We start from the raw sequence: 22,537 nt of genomic DNA, 5'->3' as shown, positions 1-22,537 counted from the left end.
ATGAAAAACTACAAAAAGCCGGAATGAGGGTTCGATGTTTTATTTCAATGTTTGGAGAGATACTCAATGAGTTCACGTTATTACAAGGGAATCGAAATCACCAGGTCATTTAACTTAAGTGCAGACCTGCTGAGAAAATACGAAACGTGGGGATTCATTCCACATGCCCCAAGAGGAAAAAATAATTATCGGCAGTACACCGAGATACATAAACGATTCTTTGAAGCATCACGTCATATGATGGCTGGGTATTCATGGACAGAAGTAGCGAAAATGATGAGGCACCTCGTGAATAAAGAAAGGGAATCGGCTATTATTCTGGCAGTGGAATTTCAGGCAGAACTGGTTAACAACTATAAAGAAAGCACGTTGGTCATAGAACAATTGCAATCCACTTTAAGCAGCCAGGACATCACACCACAGGTTCAAATGGATGGAGCCGTCACGTACAAAGAAGTGTCCAAGCGCTTAAGCCTCCCGATTTCCACATTGAGAGTGTGGGAACAGCAAGAGCTTTTTGAAGCCAACAGAGGAGAAAATAATTACCGGTACTTCAATGGGGCATTAATAAACAAGCTGTTTATTATAAAACTACTGCGATTATCCGGTATGGGATTCGAGCAATGCAGAGAGATCCTTAAAGGAATTGAGAAGAAAAACTATCGAGACATCCTGCCCATCCTTCAAAGTCGGATCGTGGACATGAGAGAGCAGATGAATAAAGGATTGAAGTCATTGGGGAAGTTGAATGAGTTGGTGACTTATTTAGAGGGGATACAATATTTTAGTGAATCGTCGAAGTAAGGAATACATGTAGACAAAAAGCTGGAGATAATTTAATCTCCAGCTTCTATCTTTCTATTACATTCACCGTTGCGACGGCCACGAACCCTGCATCTTCCTCAATTGAATGATTTGCCCCGTATGATAAGCATCGTGAAGCATGATGTCCAGAAGCTTTTCTTCGAGTGACTCCTCTTCAAGTTTTGCATCCGATGTTTTACTGAGCGCTTCTCTTAAACCCCGATTCGCCTTCTCAACACGTTCAACGACAGCACTCCATTCCTTATCATCATTCAATTGTTCCGTAAGATAGAAAGTATCATTGCCGTCAAGTGTATTCGTCCATTCACGGCCTTCCAATTGTGCTGTCAGTCTTTCTTTGTAATAAGTAAGGTGATTCACATTTTCCCATATGGTTTTCGCCGCTTCTCCATCCGGTCTCCAACAAGCCTGTTCTGCACTGATCCCTTCTATTGCTGGCTTTAACGGTGCATACCAGCTTTCCTGGTCATATGTTGTGTCGAGCATTCTTAAGAGTAGTTCTGTTCGAATCATTTTCGTCTGCCTCCTTTTTTATATCTTTCCATTGATAGTATTTCATCATAAAGTGAAAAACTCCTTCTTTTGATATAAGGTCTTTATCACATAAAGCATGCCCTCATGGAAAATAGTAAGACCATAACCCAAAAAGGAGACTTACCAAATGAAAAAAGCAATCCTCCTAGCCATCATCCTTTCTCTACTTTTTCCATTAGCCACCTCCGCAGCTCCAGTAAATCAAGTGAAAGCTGCTTTTATCAGGGACGGGAATGTGTGGATCTTGCTAGATGGAAAGGAAAAACAACTCACGAATACTGGCAATGTCCACTCTAAGCCTAAATGGTCGACCGACGGCACCCTCCTCGCCTATCAACTTGAGACATCAACTGAAGGGCAGTCAGAACTATGGATTTACAATCTCATTACCGCTAAAAAGAAGCGAATTTCATATCATGGCACCTCACCGGAATGGGCTCCCAATAAAAACCATCTAGCCTATAATGACAAAGGTATATTAGATATTTCAGATCTTAACCGATTCTACAACATTGCAACGGGGGTCAGTGATTTCACGTGGCTCCCCGACGGCAGTGGATTCCTTCTGTCTTCATCTGGAACCCTCAACCCCGGTGGATGGTCAAGCGCTTCACTGTTTATCAAAAAAGTCGGCGATCACTATGAGGATATTGTTCTTTTTGGCGGGGTAAAGCCTTTCTTCACACTTCCCCGGGAAATCGGGACCAATGATAAAAACAAGTTGATAGCCATCAATGCCGAGCAGCTTACCTATTCACCGAGCGGAAGGTGGATTTCGTTTGTCGTGTCTCCTACCGCTTCCTGGTCCATGGACAGCGATATGCTCTGTGTCATTGATCAAAACGGCAAGAATTTTGAGGTATTAGACGAGATGATCCTGGAAGTGGGACAGCCCAAATGGTCACCTTCAACCGATATATTAGCCTATATCGCAGGTGGCGGAAGAATCGTATTCGGCTTCAAAAACAAGGACCTTAAGGTCAAAGAAATGCCGGCATCAGGAACTTACACACCTGCCGATTACGCTGATCTTAACTTTGATTGGATGACTGACAAATCACTGGTCGTGTCGAGGATCAAGGAACAGGAATGGACGAACGACTTCAGCAAGCATCCGCTGCCCGTCCTTTACACCTTGAGTATCGATTCGAAGAAACAAGTGAAGATAACGAGTCCTCCTAAGGGGTATGGAGACTTTGCTCCACATTATATCCCGTCAAATGGAAAACTCGCTTGGTTAAGGGGGAGGTCCCTCACTGATACGAAAAGGAATCTGTGGATTGGAAATGCGAATGGGACTGAAGCAATGGAGTGGCTTCGGGATGTAGAGGAGATAGTATTTTTTGAAGGATAACCTCGCATCATTGAAGGGGTTAGCGTTCCATCAAGAAGACAAAGATTTTTCGACAAACGGATCATAAATTATTGATGTTGGATTAAATCTTAAAATACAGGACCATAAATTTGAATTCCAGATCATTTCTCCAGAAAGCAGATCATAACTGAAATATCAGGATCATAAGTAACGGAAACCGGCTCATATCTCTGTTAAACCTAAGTTTTGTTAATGCTTTCAGGGCCTAACCGGACCTTCTAATCGCTACCCATTTAAGATTCCCTCCATTTTTATGTAAAAAGAACAAAATATCTTATAAAAAGCCAGACAAAAGCCCGGCTTTCTCTTACAAAACTGATTGTTCTTCAATAAAGTCACTCATCAATCTCCATCACAACCACATCAAACAACTTCCCATCCGCATAAAGGACAAATGCCCACTCACCCCGTTCCGGAATTGTCACGGATGATGGAGTATGAACATCCGCACCGTTGTTCTCCCCGCCTAAAGGTATCGTCCAGCTCTCACCGTTATTTAAAACAGCATTCACGGTTCCTGAATCTCTTTGATAAGCAACCACTGTTAATTCAGTAGCATCCGTATCCCAAAGATGCCACATCCACTTTTGTCCGGATAGACTTGGCATATCGGCGCCAATGATGCCCGATTTATCTTCATTCCCGATCATATTCCGTCCAAAGGTTGTTGCTTTTTGATCCCAGTTGATAGTATCAAGGTCACTCTCTTGAACAAAGGTCGGTATATCTCCAGGTAGAATGATGGCACTTCCTTCCTGCACAATATTTGATCTCCCATTATTCGTTCCATTTTTCTTTACCATCAACTCAGTTGAAACAAAAAAGCCTATTAAACAAAGAGCTACAGTCGTCATGATGAAAATAATGAATGGATTAGGACTTTTTGATTCCACGGGACGATGAACGGCACTGCGAATTTTATTTTTCTGAAATTCTGTGAAGTGTCTGCCTTTATGAGTGGTAGTATCCATCGCTTCCTTCAACTCAGTAAGCTTATTTTCCATCATGCCCCCACCTTTCCATCCTGTTTTTCAGCTTATTCCGTCCTCGGTTCAATCTTGTTTTGATTGTGTTGACATTCATACCTAATACGTTCACCATCTCGCTTATGGAACACTCCTCATAATAATAAAGGATAATAACTTCCCGATATTTCACGGGCAAATCGAGAACGCTCCTTGAAAGAATTTCTTCCTCGCTTCGCTTCACCAAACTCATTTCAGGTAACGGTTCCTTTGATGTGAAAAGAGAGTAAAGGCTTGAATTCATCACCACTCTCTTAAACGCTGAACTCTTAAGGACATCCTTCGCCCGATTGATAACGAGCCGGTAGATCCACGCTTTGAACGAGGTGATCTCATCTATTTTTTCATAATGCCTGAAGCATGTGACAAAGACATCCTGCACGATGTCTTCAGCCAGACTCCAGTCTTTCACATAGTTGTAAGCCAATTTCGTCAGGCGCTCTCCGGATTCATCCATGATCGTTTCAAGCCAGGCATCCCGGTCCGAATGGTCTTCGTTCTTTACCTTTCTCACACGTCCCTCACCTCATTTCCGTTTAATGCTAAGACGAATCAATCTTTGTACGGTTTCATTTTTTTTAAAAAAACTACCTTTAAGTGCATTCAACAAGCAAAGCGATGTATCCTTTGATTAATCCAGAAAATAACATATACTTTTAATAGATTAAAAGGAGGGGATTACGTATGGCTATTTACCATAAAATCATTGGAGAAGGCTTTCCCATCGTGATGGTCCATGGGTGGACGCTCGACCATCAGGCGATGATGCATGCAATGGAACCGAATTTCAAGGACACAAGCGGCTGGAAAAGGATCTACATAGACTTGCCGGGAATGGGAAAGTCGGACGCACTGCCGTCCATCAGGAATTCCGACGACATGCTCGAAGCTGTTCTTACGTTACTGGATGAGCTGATTCCCGATCAACCCTTCATCGTTTGCGGATATTCGTATGGGGGCTATATGGCGAGGGGAATCGTAGAAGCTCGACATGATAGTGTACGAGGTTTGATGCTCTTGGCACCTATGGTCATACCTGACACTGATAAAAGAGAACTGCCGCAGCAAATCGTATTGAAAAAGGATCATGATTTACTATCGAACCTCTCTTCACTGGAAGCCGAAGCTTTTGCCTCCATGGGTGTGGTTCAAGGAAAAAAGGAATGGGAGAGGTTCAGGGATGACATCCTGCTTCCATCCACTCAAACGAATGAGGAATTCGTAAACAAGATCCGGGAGAATGGGTATGGCTTCACCTTCGAACTCTCACAGAAACTTGACTACCCGGCACTTATTGTGACAGGACGGCAAGATCACGTAGTCGGGTATCAGGATGCGTGGCGATTAATCGAGAATTATCCAAGAGCCACTTTCGCCGTGCTTGATATGGGTGGTCACAATGTGCAGATCGAGCAGGAGGATGTATTCCATTCTCTCGTGCAGAACTGGCTGGACAGGTTGGAATTGGATAGGTTGGTTTAGATATTGCATAATTAGAAAAGGACCATTCAACGTGGTCCTTTTCCCTTGCCCTCACCCCATCCAATCCCAATTCTCCCTATCCTCTATATCCATATGCCGCGGAATTCGATCATGAGGAACCTCTCCCTCGTCGTCCAAATAATAATGCCTGATGGGTTTCAAGTCGTCATCCAGTTCATACACGAGGGGGATGCCATTAGGTATGTTGAGACTGACAACCCCGTCATCCGGGATATGGTCAAGGAATTTCACGAGTGCCCGGAGCGTGTTTCCGTGTGCGGAGATGATGACACGTTTATTGTCCCGGATGCTCGGGACAATCACCTCATGCCAATAGACGAGTGCCCTTTTTTCCGTATCAAGGAGACTTTCTGATAATGGCATATCCTCCTTGCCAACAGTGGCGTATTTCGGATCGGACAGGTTGCCGCGATGCCCCTCTTCTGAAATCGCCGGTGGCCGGACATCGGCAGACCGCCTCCATTCATGGACCTGATCTTCCCCGAATTGCTCCGTCACTTCATCTTTATCCAGTCCCTGCAGACCACCGTAATGCCGCTCATTTAACCTCCACGATTTATACACAGGGATCCAGACCAGGTCCATTTCGTGCAGAGCGATCCATAGCGTCCGGACCGCCCTTTTCAAGACCGATGTATGGGCAACATCAAATAGGAACCCGTGTTTCTTCAGGACGGCCCCTGCTTTCCTTGCTTCTTTATAGCCGTCATCGGTTAAATCGACATCCGTCCAACCGGTGAACCGATTTTCAAGATTGTAGAGGCTCTCGCCGTGTCGAAGGAACACAAGCTTCTTCATTTTCATCACTCCAGGTCGTTTTTTTCAGTATGTGCATCTCGGAATAGAAATATTGAGTAATTTAGGAAGTATTGTACCAAAATAGGAATAACCAATTTCGAGAGGAGACGATGTAATGTTCAAACAAAACGCTGGTGAAAAATTGATTGATCTTTTGATTGAATGGGGAGTCGACCATATTTACGGGATGCCCGGGGACTCCATTAATTCCATTATAGAACCACTTCGGAAACGACAGGACAAAATCAAGTTCATTCAAGTCAGACATGAGGAAGCAGGGGCACTGGCCGCTGCCGCATATGCGAAATTAACGGGAAAACTTGGTGTGTGCACGGCGATTGCAGGTCCAGGGGCAATTCATCTCCTGAACGGCTTGTATGATGCAAAGCTTGATAAAGCCCCTGTATTAGCGATTACAGGGCAAGTGGAAACAGATCTTCTCGGGACCGATTCCTTCCAAGAAGTGAATCTTGAGCGGATGTTCGACGATGTTGCCGTGTATAATCAGCGCATCATGTCTGCCGACCAGCTCCCTGCCGTCGTCAATCAGGCGATTCGGACTGCCTATGCGAAAAAAGGGGTAGCTGTTCTGACAATTCCTGATGACATCCCTCGTTTTGAAGTCGGAAAAGAAGCTCGTGTTACGGCGAATTTTTCAGTGAAACAAGACATTTCACCTCTCACAGAGGATTTACTGAGAGCGAAGGAAATCATTGAGGGTGCGGAACGACCGATCATCCTAGCAGGTAAAGGTGTACATGGTCATCGGGAGACTTTATTATCCTTTGCTGAAAAGGTCGGAGCTCCCATCGTGTTGACCCTCCCTGGTAAAGGGGTCATCCCCGATAAGCATCCGTACTGCTTGGGAGGTCTTGGCCTGATCGGGACAAAGCCTTCGTATGAAGCGATGCAGGAAGCCGATATGCTCATGATGATCGGGACTTCGTTTCCTTTCACAGGATTTCTGCCTGACAATGCCAAGACGATTCATATTGATATCGACCCTACCCAAATCGGGAAGCGCTACCCTGTCGATGTCGGTCTTGCCGGAGATGCCGGCACTTCCCTTAAGTGGCTGACCGAACATATTTCAAGGAAAGAAGATCGAACATTCCTGGAGAAAAATCAGGAGCGTACGGTCAAATGGTGGGATAACTTAGAATCACAAGAAGAGGATGGATCGGTCCCTCTCAAACCGCAGCGACTGATTCATGCCCTTAAGGAAGTCGCGTCCGACGACGCCATCCTGTCCGTGGACGTCGGAAACGTAACGGTGTGGATGGCCAGGCATTTTCCGATCACCAATCAGTCTTTCGTTATTTCTAGCTGGCTCGCCACCCTCGGCTGCGGTCTGCCTGGTGCCATTGCCGGTCAAATCGCCTATCCGGATCGTCAGGTGTTCGCGATATGCGGGGACGGAGGATTCGCCATGACCATGGCGGACTTTGTCACAGCAGTCAAATATGACTTACCCATCATCGTCGTGATCCTAAACAATCATAAAATCGCCATGATCAAGTTCGAGCAGGAAGTGATGGGGAATATCGAATTCGGCACGAACCTGCAGAACCCGGACTTCGCCAAATACGCCGAAGCCTGCGGTGGAGTCGGATACCGGGTAGAACGCCCCGAGGACATCCTGCCTTCACTCCAAAAGGCAATCCAACAAAAGAAACCGTGCATCATCGACGTCGTAGTCGACGCCGACGAAGCACCGATGCCGGCCAAAATCCAGTTCTCCCAAGCCGCCGGCTACACCAAACACATGCTCAAACAACTATTCGAAGAAGGAAAATTTGACCTTCCACCGTTGTAAAAGAAGAGGGACGGACCTTGAAACGCAAGGTCCGTCCCTCTTATTGTGGAATCTAAGTACCTCTGTTGATGATTAAAATTTCAGGAACATCCTATTTGTTTATTATAGGAGCGATCCGATCAATTCTATTTGTCCAAATCCAACCTTTATACCCCTTTGGTACACGCTCAAGATCTGACTCTTCATCAAATCCTTCTGACCAATTACCGTCTCCGGCAACAAGAATCACCCTTGTATGGACGTCTTCCATTCTATTTACGAACTTAGTAGGAAATCCCCAAAGATACGAAGCGTATTTTTCTGGTATATGAAGTTGCGTATTTTTACAAGCGTCGGGTATGTAACTGGTCCAACTTAATGCTTCGTATGATAGGAGACAGCTTTTTAGTGTTTCCTTTGACATTACTCGCAGATCGGGTAAAGCCTTTTTTACACTTTGAATTGGTTCATCCCCGCCGTATACGGATAAATCATCCATACGTTTCTCTGAGTATTTAGAAAGGTACTCAGCCAATTGTTTGCCTTCAACAGGGTCATTACTCTTAATATGGATGAGGAATTCCTTCGTTGGAAAGTGCGTTAATACTTCGTTTAAGGTAGGCATTTGTCCTACCCCTTTCCCACGGAAAGGATGCGTCTCTCCATTGTCAGCTGTATAACCATATCCTATATCTAACTTTCTAAGCTCTTCCATCGTCTGATCTCTCGTCTTCCCAGTGCCATCTGTTCTGCACTCCAGGGTCCAATCATGGAAAATGGCAAACTCTCCATCTTTCGTAGGCTGGATATCAATCTCGACTAGATCTGCTCCTGCCTTGAATGCGGCTTCCATGGAAGGAATCGTGTTTTCCAAGTATGGATGCTCAGGCTCATTGATGATTTCAGCCGTACACGTTTCCCCTGTTATGTCCTCCATTGGAAAAGTCTGAGCCAATCCCCGATGTGCCAGAAGCAACGGATCTCCTTCTCTTTCCTTTGTAAACAGAGAACTATTGTTAAGATAAACAAAAATCGATAACAATAGGATAAACAGGATCGTACCTTTCAAACCTTTTTTTATTTTTTTCATTCGTTTCCCATCCCTATCATCACTTCTATTAAAACTATGAAAGTAATACTCTTAATCAGTTTACCATTTCCAATAATGAAAGGCGTAATCCAGTTAAGGAATTACGCCTGTTAGATTTTCAATCATTATTACAATATTTCAACATACCCTTCTGTCCCATGCACCCTGATCCTTTGCCCATCCCGTATCCTCTCGGTAGCACGTTCAACGCCCACGACAGCCGGCAGACCATACTCCCGTGCAATCACCGCTCCATGGGTCATCAATCCGCCCACTTCGGTGACTAAGCCTTTGATTGAGACAAATAATGGCGTCCAGCTTGGGTCGGTATACGCGGTGACCAATATATCTCCTTCTTCCAGATTCGCATCCTCCATGTTGACAATCACACGTGCCCGCCCCTCTATTACACCTGATGAAACAGCCAGGCCGGCAAGGGCTGCTGCCGGAAGATCTTCCCGCTTGTATTCACCGGTAATGATTTCCCCGTCCGACGTGATCACGCGTGGCGGCGTTAGTTTTTCATAAAAGTTGAACTCTTCTTTTCGCTTACAGATGAGATCGTCTTCCGGTTCATGAGCTCTCACTAAGTCCTGCAATTCATCAAATGCAAGGTAAAAAATGTCCTCTTTTTCTTGAAGAATATTTTGTTCGACAAGCCGTTCAGCTTCTTTTAATAATGCCTGCTTATAAGCGAAGTAGCGCTGAATCATGCCGTATTTCGGATATTCCCGGTAACCGGTGAAATGCCGGATGATCTCGATCCTTCTTTTCGTCTCTTTTACCTTTTGTTCGCCATCTGGTAATGAGCTTAATCTATCCAGTAATTCTCGTTCTTTTTCTAACGCTTCCAGCCGCCCTTTTTCAAATTTACGCTTGCTTTCCTGCGGCTCGAACTGTTCGATGTTACTGAGAATCATCGGGACAATGGTTGTTGGCTTTTCACTCCAACGTACTCTCGAAATATCAATTTCTCCGCTGCATCTCATTCCGTATTTGGTGAGAAAGCCTTTGATGGCGTTCCGGGCTTCCTGTCCACCCTCGACTTTCACCAATTCATCCAGGAAATTGTCGTCTTTTTCTTGGCGCAAATAATCAATTACCGCTTGGTGTGGACGTATCACATCGGCTACGTCCATCAATGCCAAGCCCATTTCAGAAGTGATGTTATTCGGTACCGATTGAGACAAGGTATCTGCCACATTTTTTTCTCCCAACCACTCGTACATATGGTCATTGATCCAGAATAAAGCATCCATCGCAGCCATAATCACCTGAGAACTCTCGGGATCAAATAGAATCCTCTTTAATTCCTTCATATCTTCTAAGATGAAATCGATTAACTCGGATCCCGTTTTCGCATGGATGGTTCTTTTCAACTGTTCAATCGAGGACTCACTTTTCTCCATTAATTCAGCAACGATGGCAGGATCGGGGTCGATTGGATCCACTCCACCTTTCCTTGGAGCAGGCATAGCTTCATCCTCTACAGTTTTGATGAACCCCTGCCGCTCTACAATCGTTGTGAGAGCGTCTTTAATAAGTGGTTCGGATTTGCCCATTAATTCGATGAATGACTGTCTGCTGGCAGGGGATGCCAACCGGGGTGTGCAATCCACGAACAATCTTCCACCGGCGACTTTCATCGGTGCAGGGGTCGTTAACAAGAAGAATGACAACCCGAGGGGCTTCATCGCGTCCGTCATCATTTGCTGATGGCCGACGGATAGATACACCCGATTCTCCCCATCAATCGCTTCCGGGATCGGGTATAGTGTCGTAATCGGCCGGCTTTGGACAATGTAGAAGCTGTCATCCTCCAAGCACCATTCAATATCTTGAGGACAGTCAAAATGGGCTTCGATCTTCCTGCCGATTCGGGAAAGCCGTAAAACCTGTTCATCCGTGAGGGCCTCTTCCTTCTGCTGATCCGGAGGAATAGGCTGCATCACTGTTCCCCCACCGTCCACCCCATAGATAGCCAATTTCTTCGTTTCAATCCTCTTATCTATGATCATGCCGTCCTTAACTTGATAGGAATCTGGTGAAACCATACCGGAAACCAAGGCTTCCCCTAGACCAAAGCCTGCGTCGATAGACAATACTTTCCGATTGGAACTCACGGGGTCAGCCGTAAAGAGAATCCCTGAAACTTGCGGGGAGACCATCCTCTGAACGATAACGGAAAGGTGAACTTGACTATGATCAAATCCGTTCTGCATGCGGTATATGACAGCCCGATCCGTGAAAAGGGATGCCCAGCACTTGCGGATATGCTTCAGGATAGAATCCTTGCCGATAATATGAAGGTACGAATCCTGCTGCCCGGCAAAAGAGGCAAGAGGCAAATCTTCCGCCGTTGCACTTGAACGCACGGCATAGGCATGTTCCTCTCCAAACCGAGAGTGATAGTGAGTAACAGCTTCCACTACATCGGTAGGAATCGTTACATTCAGGAGGACATCCCGTATCCCCTTGCTGACTTCCCCGATTTGATTCCGGTCTTCGGGGTTGAGCTTGGATAACCTCGCCAGCAATGTATGATACATCTCAATCTGTTCAACCGCTCTCTGAAACCCAACCGTCGTCACACTGAATCCTTCCGGCACCTGAATTCCTTGAATCGTTGATAAAAGCCCCAGGTTCAACCCTTTTCCACCCACAAGCGAAAGCTCCGATTGTTCCATTTCATGAAAGCTGAGAACCAATGAATCCATATTGCAACTCCCCCTATCCATCAATGTTATTTGATTTTAGCAGTATGCCAGTGGAAGAAACAGTCTGTAATGAATTTTTTTAGCGTGGTATAATAGAAGTAGGAAGAGAAGTTTGATGTGTGAAGAACAACATATGAAACAAATAAATATGATAAAAGCTCAGAGGTATTTGCTCTGAGCTTTTTTTAGATTCATTTACTTTTACCAAATTCATATTGCCACTTACAAATAAGCAATCATTCAGATTTACTCTTCACCTTATTTAACAAGCGATGCTCTAAGATTGACACCATACTCCATGTACCCCTTCAAGCATGTTAGCATATATACCCAGCCTTCTTTATTGTCTACTAACTGGCTGATAAAATTTTCACTGTTCTCATCGAACCCTTCTTCTGTAACTCCTACGATTGTGCTGCCTTTTTCTTCTTGACTAAAGGTTATGGTTACTTTATGGTTTCCTGCCCACTCGAAGACAATCTTCTTTTGATCTTCAATTTCCAATATGTGAATATCGCCTTGTGCGTCATACTCTTCATATCTCAACGTAACAGTCTTTCCTTCCTCCCATCTTTCAGAGCTTGATGAGAACCAGAAGCCCCCTATCTTTTCAGGATCAACAAATGCCTCGAAAATTTCATGTGCCGGCTTTTGAATTTTCATTTGAGAGATATTATTCATACATCATCCACTCGCTTTCATTTTATTTATCACTAATTATACCTTAGACTCTCACATTCGAAATCCCTTGAATTCTTAATCCTTAAAATGGTATAATTTTCATATTACTTACGAAGGGAGTGAGATGGTGCAATGACTAATTTCATGAAGATAACCTTGGAGATTGATATGTACTGCCTTCTCACTCATACGGATACCATGTGAAAATAGAATGAGTACGGCAACATCTGCTTATTAGGAAAAACGAAATTTTAAGCCACAGGGTTATTTTATATACCCTGTGGTTTTTTATATTTTCGTATTTTAGGAGCAAATGTCTTCTCCAGTTATTCTTTTCAAAATGAATTCAAGAAATGATGAGGAGTTGACTGTTTTATGTTGAAGATCAAATATCTTTTTAACAATGAGGACCTGGCTGAAATGTTGTTAGGACATTGGGAATTTGGTGGACAATCACCTGACCTTTTCACAACCTACAGGATCTCATCGAATGCTACCTATTCTTTTCAATTCAATGGCAAGACGCAGTTTCTCAGATTTGCCCCAACATCAGAGAAGTGCCGGGAAAATCTTCTCGCGGAACTTGATTTTATTTCTTATCTTCGTTCAAAGGGGTATGGCGTATTAGAAGCTGTGGAATCAAAAAGAGGAGAGAAGTTGGTTGAAGTTCAAACACCATGGGGTGAGTACTATGCTACCGTGTTCAAACAGGTACCAGGTGTACCGATTAGCGAGACTGATCTGAATGATCATATTATGTTCAATTATGGAAAATCATTAGGGAAACTCCATCGATTGTCCAGTGAGTACCATCCTGTTCAATCCAAGCGGCGGTCCTTTAGCGATGTCCTCGCTTCCATTGAGTCGATTCTGATGGATCTTCCTCATGAAACATTAGCGTTAAAGGAAACAAAGTTATTACAAGAGTATCTTGAGACCATTCCTAACTCAAAAAGCAATTTTGGATTGATTCATTATGATTTTGAATACGACAATGTATTCTATGATGCAAAATCTCAATCTTGTTACGCCATTGATTTTGACGATGCGATGTATCATTGGTATGTGATGGACATTGAGCAGACACTTGATAGTTTGCAAGATTGTATTCCACCTAAAAAGTATCAAGAGAAAAAAGAATGCTTCCTGGATGGATATCGAACCGAATTTGAAATCGAGGATGATATGATGGCATTACTGCCGGTTTTCAGAAGGTTTGCCGATTTATACGGATATGTACGTATTATGAGGTCAACAGAAGAACAGTGGAACCATGAACCGGCATGGTTAATAGGATTGAGAGGAAGGTTAACTGAGGCAATGAAGAATAAATCGAAGTGGTTTGGTATGGATTTATAATATAAGACGGGTGTCTGGCTCAATGTGCGGAGGGCCAGACACCTTTACTCTGTTTACTTCAGTTCGTTCTCCAACATTCTCTTATGTTCTTTAGCCAGTGTCATTAATCTAAACTCGTCATTATCTAACTGTCTCATAATTTCTTTTACTTCGTTCCTTGCTATATCATATTTCATTTTAGGCAGAGATCCCTTTTTATATGCCTCTTCCATTTCATCCTCATCCAATAGAAAGATCTCACCTGTTGGGAGCACCACGATATCCAAGTAGAGATCATCCATCCACGGAACACCGTCCTCCACTCCATTTTCCAGGCATATATCTATGTACCACTGAACTATCTCTCCACTTGCATTAAACATGGTGGTGACGGAATGATGTTTCCCAATAGGAAAGTGCTGAAGCCACATATATCCGTTATCAACGATGCATATTTCTTTGTTTCCATATCGGGTGATGATTGGTTGGTTCACTTTCACTGTGTTCAACAGAGTGATATACCCTTGGAACTCCTTCGTGTTGAGGTTGGTTTGAGCGTATTTCCTTTGTTCTACTCTCTTCCAATCAGCACGGTTTCCGTATTTTCTTTTGAGCATAAAAGATCCTCCATCATCTTTCCCTTCCTTTATTTTGGCAGATTCAGCTGCCATGAAACACCAAATCGGTCATTCAGCCAGCCAAATTTCTTACTGAAACCGTAATCTCCAAGTGGCATAAGCGCTTGACCGCCATCACTCAGCTTCCCATAGATAAATTCAAGTTCTTCTTCCGTATCGCATGTAAGAAAGATGGAGAAAGAAGGAGTGAAATCAAACTGATGCTTCACATTGCTATCAATGCACATAAATTCCTGCCCCTTCAACGTGAACGTCGCCTGCATCACCGTACCTTCATCTCCACTTTCATTTGCCCCATATCGAGCAATATTGGTAATGGCAGAATCTTCAATCAGAGATGTGTAAAAATTCATTGCTTCCTCGGCATCTCCGTTTTGAAACATTAAAAATGGTGTGACCTTGTTCATTGTGATCTCCTCCTTTTATCTATTATCTAAAGTATAATTCAACGCGTATGATCATATCCAACCTTAATTCCCTTATCTATTCAGGTTTATTAGTCATCCCTAAAAGGTCAGCCACAATATCAGCACTCCCGGGAGTAAACATAAAAATGGATAACCCAATCAACACAGCTCCCATAACACCGTAGGCAATCACTCTTGGCTGAAAGAATGAACTTTGCTTAAACGCCTGCAAACCTGCACGGAAAATAAGAAAAACACCTATAAATAGAATAGCAAAATAATAAACACCCACTACATCACCCCGTTCATTTTTTCAAACCACTATAAAGAAATGGCCGCAATCATATTCATTATTCCCAAGTAGTTTTTGTAGTTTTAATCTTATTCCAATTATTCCAAATAAATCCTATCTCCTCAAGTAAAACCTGAAATAAAAAATAGCGTAATCCACTCAAAGGATTACGCCTTCTATTCTTTATTTCCTCACAACAGGAATCCACATCTCTCCAAATACCATCCCGTTCCTGCGTCCCATCTCAACTGTTGCATTAGGAGCACCAACATAAGCAACATGCTCTGCTTCTGGTAAGACCTGACCAAAGGCGATGGCAGTAACTTGATTATTCAGTTCTTCAGCCGTTTTCCCTTCCCCTTCAACCACGACGTATTCCCCCTTAGGGAATTGAATAACTCTGGCATCTTCCGGTACTGGGGACGTTTCATCTGCCATGACACCGGCATAATGCATCATCTTATGATTCACTGCTTCATTCACTGCAAAGATATAGTCATTTGTGGCCATGGACTTTAACGTATCAAGTCTTCCATCTTCACTGACCGTTTGCCAAAAATCCGCTTTTTCTTTATTCAATCCTTCAAAATCTCTATAATCACTGTTTAGGTCGGTTCCAAGTCCTATTACGATAAAACTGTCTTTTTCCACTAATCGATACTCTGCCATATTCTAAAACCATCCTTTTTTTTGAATTTTTTCAAGTGAATTGTCTGTAACACTTGATAAATATATAATAAGGTTGAATAGTATCAAAAAATGATACCTTTTCTGGAGGTCCTGATGAAAAAAGTTGAACGGATCAATGTCATGATGCGATATATTAACAATCGTGCTCACTTCACTCTTTCTGAAATCATGCGGGAATTTAACATTTCACGCTCGACAGCTATTAGGGATATCAGGGAAATTGAATCCATGGGGATGCCACTCGTCTCTGAAGCTGGAAGGGATGGGGGTTATTTCGTCATGCACAACTCTGTCCTGCCCCAGGTCCGTTTTACCGACCATGAAGTGAATGCACTGTTTATTGCCTTTATGGCGACCCGAAATCAACAGCTTCCATATCTAAAAAGCCGACACTCGATAGCCGAGAAACTGCTCAGCCTTATCTCGGAAACCCAGCAGGATGACCTGATTCTTCTGAACCAACTCTTGCTGTTTGCAGGGACCAATCCCCATAATCCCGACTTACTCGACCTTTCAGACCTCCCCCATCCAATGGTGGAATCACTCTTTCAAATGCTCCTTTTGGATCCATATTTACTGCTTACCATCCAAGAAGAGGAGGAGATTCAGTCTTATCCCATCTATTTGTTGCACCTTCATCATGAAAAAAGCTTCTGGATCATCGAAGGCTTTGACTTAAAGGAGGAAAAGAAGCGCACGTTTCCCGCAGACCAACTCATCGATGTCAAACCTTACTCTCCGAAGAAAAGATTAAGTAAAAAAGAGATTCAAGAAAAAGTAAACACCCGTAAAGAAAGAATGAATGTTGTCCTGGAACTTGGTCCGAAAGCCATTGCTCAGTATAAGAAATATCATCTTTTAAGAGTATCGATCGCCTATACGAACCCTTACCAAACCACAGCCATTCTAAAAACTTATATTAAAGTCCACAATCTCGAAGAATTAGCCGAATTCACAAACTGGCTGCTATTCCTGGGCAAAGATATCAAAGTCAGGGAACTGCCTAAAGAAGTGGTTCATGAAGTTCAAAAAAGATACAACCTCTATTCTATTTAACCGCGGTCTACCTTTCCAGGGACCAGAGGACAATGAAAGTGACCGTAAGAACTCCCCACACACTAAACGAGAATAATAGCGTCTTTCGTTTATATTTACGTTTCAGAATTTCCGTTCCAACCCATTCAACAGCTCCAGCTACTAAAAGCAAGCCACACACCAATGCTAAATGATTCATGTTCTGCATCTCACACCAGTCCTGAATAAATCACTTTCTTTGCCGACTTTCCTCAATCATCTCTAAATACTGCGTATCCCCCAACCCATACTCCCTAAAATTCTCAATCATCAGCGACACCAGCTCCTCTGCTGGAACGTCCCTATGGTCTTGAATATACAACATAAGTTCGCTGTCCTTCTTAAGGTAATTCAAATAAAGTTCAATACTTTTACGTAAAGGTTTTAGCTCAACCACTTCAGGCATTTTATGATGAATCATTACTAGTTCGTAAAGAGCTGTATACCCTTTCGCTTGGAGAGAATATTGGTTCACGGGCTTATATTGCTCATCCACAAGATGAAGGTCGATCGACCCTTTATACTTCATCTGATCCAGCCAGGCGAGGATCGTCAGCACATTCATTTGGCAAAACATATCTTCATCAAACCATAAAGAAACATGTTCAACAGTCCCTTGAAAGAGTGGCTGCAACGGTTTGAGTGTAATGTCAGCATATTGATCCGGCGTTACATGATGAATTCTCGAACGCATCTCAATAAACTCATCTGAAAATATGTCTTCGCACGTGTCTCCAAAACACATGGCCTCGTTAAAAGGGATCATCTCTTCAGTTGCAAGAAACTGTGTCTCTTTGAAGCGTTTGTACATCTCTGTTCCATTTAGAATATGGACCGTTTGAATCATATGACCACCTCCAGGACGAACTTAATCTATTTTTTTACTTCTTGCTTTTTTGCCGGGAAAAGCTTGTTCAATTCCAGTAAATCCTCAATGATCACATCAGCCTGAGCAAGCTCCTCTTCCCGGGCAAAATCAAAACGACAGCCAATGGAAAGCAAACCATTGTCCTTCGCAGCGAGGATATCCGATAACCGGTCCCCTACCACAGCTCCGCTCGTCATCTCGTATTTACCAACAATATGCCGGACCAAATCTGATTTATTCAGAGATTCAATATGCTGAATACTGAATGTCTCTGATACCCATTGGTCCAACCCATAATAATCGACAATGGTGTTTAAGTATTCTATTAATCCGTTACTGGCTATGTATATGCTGAAGCCATTTTCTTTTAAATGGCTGAAAACCTCCTGAACATGAGGATATAGAGCACCTTTTCCCTTCCTTATATTTTGAATTAACCTCTCTAGAAAATAAGCATCTGTCTGTTCTCTTTCTTCTAGAGAATGGTCGGGAAGTAATGTTTCCCATACCTTTGGCAAAGGTACACCCATGATCTCCCGGTATTTCTCAATCGGTGTTTCAGCATCCCACTGGTTTAGTGACCGTAACCGTTCAAATGCATCATCCAGAGAAGCTTCTAATATTTTGACTGTTTGAAAGAGTGTTCCATCCATGTCGAAAATGAGTGATTGTGTCATGATTATTGTTCCTTTCCTAACGGCTTTTCGTCCTCGGGCATGTTCGTTCTGCTCACAGCCCAGTAACACTATCAAAAACGGCAGGCTCCCCATCCACCAAAACATGAATGACGTCTTGCTCTTGGTCTCTTGTTAAATAATAGACATGTTGCTCCCCATGTCCCCCTTTTGAATCCGATGTGCTGAATTTTATCGTGACAGTATCGTCTTTTGCCTCAACATCGGTTTCTACTTCTCCATTTGATTGAAATACGATATAAGAACCTTTTTCTCCTTCATCCATCAGCTGAAGTGTATACTCCGGTTCGATTTTGTCTTGTACATTATCAGGGACATTTTTTATTTTACTAAAGCTTAATGATGACGAATCCTTTGATGAGCTACATGCAGTTAAAATCGAGAGCACTAAAATGGCAAAGCCTACAATCTTCCTCATTCCCAGCCTCCCTTATGGTCCAGTCCCACAAGCCACCTCATACTTTTCATTCTCATTCTCTTTTGCATAACAAATAGTCGCAGTATCACCAGTCGGACTATTATAGTCATACCAGTACACATCATATCGCTGCCCATATTCATGATCCTGATACTCCCCTTTTTTAATGAAAGCAAAGAAGCTCTGATAGGGATGGCCATCCTTATAAATCGCTTCTCTCAAGGCAGACCTCGGTGAATCTTGATCATGAACCATGGGCGCCAATATTGGTGGGAAGATTGCAAACACGACAACAATGAATAAACTTATTGTTAAAACTTTTCTCCTCTTTTTCACTTTGCCCCTCTTTTCTTCTTCAAACCAATCTATTCCAATTATTTCAAAAACTCTTACAATAGACAATCGGTTTGTAAAACTTTTATTGAATTGAGAATTTACCATTCCCACATCTTGCCATTCATACTATAATACTATATTGTGCCAGGAATATTTTTACATAGAGCAGGTTCTTTCATAAATTTAACACGTATGTAAGAATACCTCGCCGTGCTCCACCGTAAAATGAATTTTGTGACTAAATGAATTACGCCTCAAGACCTAGGCGAATATTAGCCTGGAGGTGGCTGTGATGCAATCAGTATTACAGTATCTTTAAAAAGAAGGTTAAAAGCCAAATCAGTATTAGGGGGGAAACACATGCAAGCTTTAACCAATTGGGTATTCCGCAATAAGGCAGCCATGACACTATTTATCATCATCACGTTGCTTCTCGGCATCATAAGTTACTTCCGTCTGCCAATGGAATTCCTGCCTGAAGCGGATAATCCACAAGTGACAGTCGTCACCCTGGGACAGGGGTATGACGCCGGCTCCATGACAACGAACATCACAGAGCCTGTGGAACAGGCAGTGACATCGATTTCAGGGAAGACATCGATCCTGTCCACGACCGGGGAAGGATATTCCCAGGTGACCATCAACTTTGATTCAAAAAGCGACATGAAGGAAGCCAAGAATAAGGTCGAAGAGGCCATCAAAGGAATCCAGCTCCCAGAAGGAGTCGGACAACCGCAAATCTCTCAGTTGAACACCTCGATGATTCCGATCAGTCAGGTATCGGTGACATTTAAAGACGGACTAACGAAAAAGAACATCAACCTCGTCAATGATGAATTTAAACCGTTATTTGAAAATCGAGACTCCTTATCTCAAGCAAGCATCGCCGGGGAAAACAGCCCACGGGTTCAAATCAACCTGGATCACGACAAACTGGAGAAGCTACATATCCCCGTCAACGCGGTGATGGGAGTGCTCCAAGGGCAAAATGTTTCCGCCTCTGCGGGAAGCACGACGATAGATGGCCAGAAAAGTACAATCAATGTCACGGACAATCTGACCTCCGTTGACGCCTTGGAGAACTTGCCGGTACCACTGCAAGTCCCGAATGCTCCTGCAGTCAAATTGAAAGACATCGCAACCGTTGAAAAAGTGAAAGCGGAAAACACCATCACCCGTGTTAACGGGAAAGAAGCTTTGGCATTCGTCCTGTTCAAAGAGAGCGATGCCAGTGCCGTTACCGCTGGAGAAGATGTAAAAGATACGGTCGATCAAATCAACAAGGACTATGACGATGTGGAAGCAACCGCACTGTTTACCACTGGTGATATGGTGGAGAACTCGGTCAACAGCATGGTTCGTGAAGTGGCACTGGGTGCTCTTTTCGCAACGCTTGTCATTCTCTTATTCTTAAGAAAATTCAAGCCGACCCTGATAACCGTTGTGTCCATTCCACTATCACTCGGTATTACGCTATTCCTGCTCTGGTTATCAGGAGTCACCTTGAACATCCTGACACTGGGAGGGGTCGCGGTGGCCGTCGGTCGACTGGTCGATGACAGTATCGTCGTCGTCGAGAATATTTTCCGGCGCAGTCAGAATGAGAAGCTGTCCAAACAGAATGTTTTGCTCGCAACAAAGGAAGTTTCCCGTGCGATCACGTCGTCCACACTCATTACAGTGGCCGTATTCCTGCCGATGGGACTCGTAAACGGATCGTTAAAAGCGTTCCTGCTTCCTTTCGGATTGACCGTTACGTATTCATTGCTTGCATCTCTGCTTGTAGCCGTTACGGTCGTGCCATTGTTAAGCCGTGGCATGTTGAAAAATACGACTTTGCCAAAACACAAAACGCCGCATCGCTATGTGAATGTCCTGCGCTGGTCACTCAACCATAAATGGGTTCCCATCCTGTTGGCCATTCTTGTATTCGGGGGATCCATCGCTCTTTATATCACGTTACCAAAAGCTGCCACGAGTGCGAATGATGCCTCTTTTGTAGCTGTCACCATGGAGTTCCCGAGTGATACACCAGAAGACACGATTAAAGAGCGCACCATGGAATTCGAAGATACGTTATCTGGGTTTGAAGGATACGATTACTTGATCACCCAGTACGGTGCAAGTGAAGAAAATGCCCAATACGGAGCCGTGAGTGATCCAGACACGGCAGTCTACACCGTTATCTTGGAAGAAGGAGCCAATGCGGAATCCTTCATCGAAAAAGTAAATGAAACGAAGAAGAATGAAGAAGGTGTGACCATTACAGCATCACCATCTTCCATCTTCGGAGGTTCGTCCAACTCCAGCATTACCTATGATGTCGTCGGAAATGACACGAATGAACTTCTGAGTACATCCAAAACGATCATGGATAAGATCAAAGACGTAGACGGCGTGAAGAAAGTCTCCAGCAACCAGGAGAAAACGTCACCTGTCTTTACGGTGAACGTCAACACGGAGAAAGCGAATGCCCAGCAAACCGCTATGCAAATCCGTTCCTTGTTGAACCCGCAGCCGATCGGAGCCATCAACCTGGATGATGTAACGACACCTGTATTTCTGGACGCAGGCGTCAATCCTGAATCAACGTCCGATTTGAATGACTTGACGATCGCGACAAACTCAGGCATCCAGCCTCTTACGGAAGTAGCATCTATCACGGAAGAAGAAAAACCAAGTACCGTCCTGCATAAAGATGGTGACTTATATGTCCGGATCACGGCAGAGGTAAAACCTGAAGAACTTTCGGTCATTTCTAAGAATATCGGTACCGAAATCAAGGATATCGACCTCCCAAAAGGCGTTTCCCTTGATACCGGCGGCGCAGCTGCCCAGCAGGCTGACGACTTTAAGGATCTTGGCATGACAATGCTTGCTTCCATCATGATTGTCTACCTGATTATGGTCCTTACCTTTAAGACGTTGAAAGCACCACTGGCGATTCTGATCACGCTGCCACTCGCATCAATCGGTGCAGTCCTTGGACTGCTCATCGCCCGGGTCCCTGCAGACGCAACGGCTCTTATTGGAGCGCTGATGCTGATCGGTATTGTTGTGACAAACGCCATTGTCTTGATTGACCGCGTCAAGCAGAATGAGGAAACGATGATCATTCGTGACTCAATCCTGGAAGCGTGCGGCACTCGTCTCCGCCCGGTTGTCATGACGGCGATTGCCACCATCTGTGCCATGCTTCCCCTACTCTTCGGTCACACGGAAGATGGAAGTCTCGTATCGAAATCCCTTGCCGTTGTTGTCATCGGAGGTCTTGCCGGTGCCACTGTGCTGACGCTGGTGGTCGTTCCTGTGTTTTATGAATTACTGTATTTCAGGAAGTCGAAACGCCAACGTGCTCAGCAGTTGGAGAGTGAAGAGACAATCGCTCAGTAATTTTAATTATTATATAAAAGGTGCTTATCCAGGACAGGATAAGCA

22 protein-coding genes are annotated in these 22,537 nt (G+C 43.8%); 7 read left to right on the top strand and 15 right to left on the bottom strand.

Annotated elements, in window-relative coordinates; all coding sequences use genetic code 11:
- Nucleotides 1-66 precede the first annotated feature (66 nt).
- Nucleotides 67-804 (top strand): MerR family transcriptional regulator, encoded by a 738-nt coding sequence (locus tag NQ095_RS08875; protein ID WP_258263124.1) that lies wholly within the window; start codon nucleotides 67-69, stop codon nucleotides 802-804.
- A gap of 63 nt (nucleotides 805-867) precedes the next feature.
- Here NQ095_RS08875 and NQ095_RS08870 read toward each other — a convergent pair whose 3' ends face one another.
- Complete coding sequence (locus tag NQ095_RS08870; protein WP_258263123.1) at nucleotides 868-1,338, bottom strand: DinB family protein; 471 nt, start codon at nucleotides 1,336-1,338, stop codon at nucleotides 868-870.
- Between the two features lie 148 nt (nucleotides 1,339-1,486).
- Here NQ095_RS08870 and NQ095_RS08865 point away from each other — a divergent pair, with 148 nt between their 5' ends.
- The gene (locus NQ095_RS08865; protein ID WP_258263122.1) at nucleotides 1,487-2,713 is read left to right on the top strand and encodes a TolB family protein; all 1,227 of its coding nucleotides are present in this window, start codon (nucleotides 1,487-1,489) and stop codon (nucleotides 2,711-2,713) included.
- A 356-nt stretch (nucleotides 2,714-3,069) separates the two neighbouring features.
- On the opposite strand, the gene NQ095_RS08860 is transcribed toward NQ095_RS08865, so the two are convergent.
- Together NQ095_RS08860 and NQ095_RS08855 are read right to left on the bottom strand one after the other, a co-directional pair.
- Nucleotides 3,070-3,741 (bottom strand): hypothetical protein, encoded by a 672-nt coding sequence (locus NQ095_RS08860; RefSeq protein ID WP_258263121.1) that lies wholly within the window; start codon nucleotides 3,739-3,741, stop codon nucleotides 3,070-3,072.
- Nucleotides 3,728-4,273 carry a sigma-70 family RNA polymerase sigma factor gene (locus NQ095_RS08855; protein WP_258263120.1) on the bottom strand — a complete coding sequence of 182 codons (546 nt, stop codon included), beginning with the start codon at nucleotides 4,271-4,273 and terminating at the stop codon, nucleotides 3,728-3,730. The genes NQ095_RS08860 and NQ095_RS08855 overlap by 14 nt, the downstream gene beginning before the upstream one ends.
- 170 nt (nucleotides 4,274-4,443) lie before the next feature.
- Between NQ095_RS08855 and NQ095_RS08850 the strand changes: the two genes are divergently transcribed.
- A complete protein-coding gene (locus tag NQ095_RS08850) occupies nucleotides 4,444-5,241 on the top strand; it encodes an alpha/beta fold hydrolase (RefSeq protein WP_258263119.1) in 798 nt (265 codons plus the stop codon).
- Between the two features lie 51 nt (nucleotides 5,242-5,292).
- Here NQ095_RS08850 and gpmA read toward each other — a convergent pair whose 3' ends face one another.
- Nucleotides 5,293-6,060, bottom strand: coding sequence for a 2,3-diphosphoglycerate-dependent phosphoglycerate mutase (gpmA, locus tag NQ095_RS08845; RefSeq protein WP_258263118.1), 768 nt, complete (start codon nucleotides 6,058-6,060; stop codon nucleotides 5,293-5,295).
- 115 nt (nucleotides 6,061-6,175) lie between these two features.
- Here gpmA and NQ095_RS08840 point away from each other — a divergent pair, with 115 nt between their 5' ends.
- Nucleotides 6,176-7,876 (top strand): pyruvate oxidase, encoded by a 1,701-nt coding sequence (locus NQ095_RS08840; RefSeq protein WP_258263117.1) that lies wholly within the window; start codon nucleotides 6,176-6,178, stop codon nucleotides 7,874-7,876.
- A 91-nt stretch (nucleotides 7,877-7,967) separates the two neighbouring features.
- Here NQ095_RS08840 and NQ095_RS08835 read toward each other — a convergent pair whose 3' ends face one another.
- From NQ095_RS08835 to NQ095_RS08825, 3 genes are all read right to left on the bottom strand, one after another.
- Nucleotides 7,968-8,945 carry a glycerophosphodiester phosphodiesterase family protein gene (locus tag NQ095_RS08835; RefSeq protein ID WP_258263116.1) on the bottom strand — a complete coding sequence of 326 codons (978 nt, stop codon included), beginning with the start codon at nucleotides 8,943-8,945 and terminating at the stop codon, nucleotides 7,968-7,970.
- Nucleotides 8,946-9,073: 128 nt separating this feature from the next.
- Nucleotides 9,074-11,662 carry a phosphoenolpyruvate synthase gene (gene ppsA, locus NQ095_RS08830; protein ID WP_258263115.1) on the bottom strand — a complete coding sequence of 863 codons (2,589 nt, stop codon included), beginning with the start codon at nucleotides 11,660-11,662 and terminating at the stop codon, nucleotides 9,074-9,076.
- Between the two features lie 258 nt (nucleotides 11,663-11,920).
- Entirely contained in the window at nucleotides 11,921-12,343 is a 423-nt protein-coding gene (locus NQ095_RS08825) for an SRPBCC family protein (RefSeq protein WP_258263114.1), read from the bottom strand.
- Nucleotides 12,344-12,718: 375 nt separating this feature from the next.
- Here NQ095_RS08825 and NQ095_RS08820 point away from each other — a divergent pair, with 375 nt between their 5' ends.
- Nucleotides 12,719-13,702, top strand: a complete 984-nt coding sequence (locus NQ095_RS08820; protein ID WP_258263113.1) for a phosphotransferase enzyme family protein — start codon at nucleotides 12,719-12,721, stop codon at nucleotides 13,700-13,702.
- A gap of 53 nt (nucleotides 13,703-13,755) precedes the next feature.
- Here the strand turns inward: NQ095_RS08820 and NQ095_RS08815 are convergent, their stop codons facing one another.
- From NQ095_RS08815 to NQ095_RS08800, 4 genes are all read right to left on the bottom strand, one after another.
- Complete coding sequence (locus tag NQ095_RS08815; protein WP_258263112.1) at nucleotides 13,756-14,298, bottom strand: ribonuclease FAU-1 family protein; 543 nt, start codon at nucleotides 14,296-14,298, stop codon at nucleotides 13,756-13,758.
- Between the two features lie 29 nt (nucleotides 14,299-14,327).
- Nucleotides 14,328-14,726 carry a VOC family protein gene (locus tag NQ095_RS08810; protein ID WP_258263111.1) on the bottom strand — a complete coding sequence of 133 codons (399 nt, stop codon included), beginning with the start codon at nucleotides 14,724-14,726 and terminating at the stop codon, nucleotides 14,328-14,330.
- Between the two features lie 76 nt (nucleotides 14,727-14,802).
- Nucleotides 14,803-15,018: a hypothetical protein gene (locus NQ095_RS08805; RefSeq protein WP_258263110.1), complete on the bottom strand. Its 216-nt coding sequence runs from the start codon at nucleotides 15,016-15,018 to the stop codon at nucleotides 14,803-14,805.
- 183 nt (nucleotides 15,019-15,201) lie between these two features.
- A complete protein-coding gene (locus tag NQ095_RS08800) occupies nucleotides 15,202-15,687 on the bottom strand; it encodes a GyrI-like domain-containing protein (RefSeq protein ID WP_258263109.1) in 486 nt (161 codons plus the stop codon).
- 114 nt (nucleotides 15,688-15,801) lie between these two features.
- Between NQ095_RS08800 and NQ095_RS08795 the strand changes: the two genes are divergently transcribed.
- Entirely contained in the window at nucleotides 15,802-16,764 is a 963-nt protein-coding gene (locus tag NQ095_RS08795; RefSeq protein ID WP_258263108.1) for a helix-turn-helix transcriptional regulator, read from the top strand.
- Between the two features lie 208 nt (nucleotides 16,765-16,972).
- On the opposite strand, the gene NQ095_RS08790 is transcribed toward NQ095_RS08795, so the two are convergent.
- Genes NQ095_RS08790 through NQ095_RS08775 form a run of 4 tightly spaced genes read right to left on the bottom strand, consistent with a single transcriptional unit; the run spans nucleotide 16,973 to nucleotide 19,165 of the window.
- Complete coding sequence (locus tag NQ095_RS08790; protein ID WP_258263107.1) at nucleotides 16,973-17,629, bottom strand: AraC family transcriptional regulator; 657 nt, start codon at nucleotides 17,627-17,629, stop codon at nucleotides 16,973-16,975.
- Between the two features lie 26 nt (nucleotides 17,630-17,655).
- Nucleotides 17,656-18,327, bottom strand: coding sequence for an HAD family hydrolase (locus NQ095_RS08785; RefSeq protein ID WP_258263106.1), 672 nt, complete (start codon nucleotides 18,325-18,327; stop codon nucleotides 17,656-17,658).
- 52 nt (nucleotides 18,328-18,379) lie between these two features.
- Nucleotides 18,380-18,763, bottom strand: a complete 384-nt coding sequence (locus NQ095_RS08780; protein WP_258263105.1) for a hypothetical protein — start codon at nucleotides 18,761-18,763, stop codon at nucleotides 18,380-18,382.
- A 12-nt stretch (nucleotides 18,764-18,775) separates the two neighbouring features.
- Complete coding sequence (locus NQ095_RS08775) at nucleotides 18,776-19,165, bottom strand: hypothetical protein (protein ID WP_258263104.1); 390 nt, start codon at nucleotides 19,163-19,165, stop codon at nucleotides 18,776-18,778.
- Between the two features lie 294 nt (nucleotides 19,166-19,459).
- Here NQ095_RS08775 and NQ095_RS08770 point away from each other — a divergent pair, with 294 nt between their 5' ends.
- Nucleotides 19,460-22,492, top strand: coding sequence for an efflux RND transporter permease subunit (locus NQ095_RS08770; protein WP_258263103.1), 3,033 nt, complete (start codon nucleotides 19,460-19,462; stop codon nucleotides 22,490-22,492).
- Nucleotides 22,493-22,537: the final 45 nt, after the last annotated feature.

It is taken from the genome of Rossellomorea sp. SC111, assembly GCF_024733565.1.
Classification (GTDB): domain Bacteria; phylum Bacillota; class Bacilli; order Bacillales; family Bacillaceae_B; genus Rossellomorea.
Note: the sequence above shows the minus strand (reverse complement) of the source record. Positions and strands in the feature narration are given on the sequence as shown.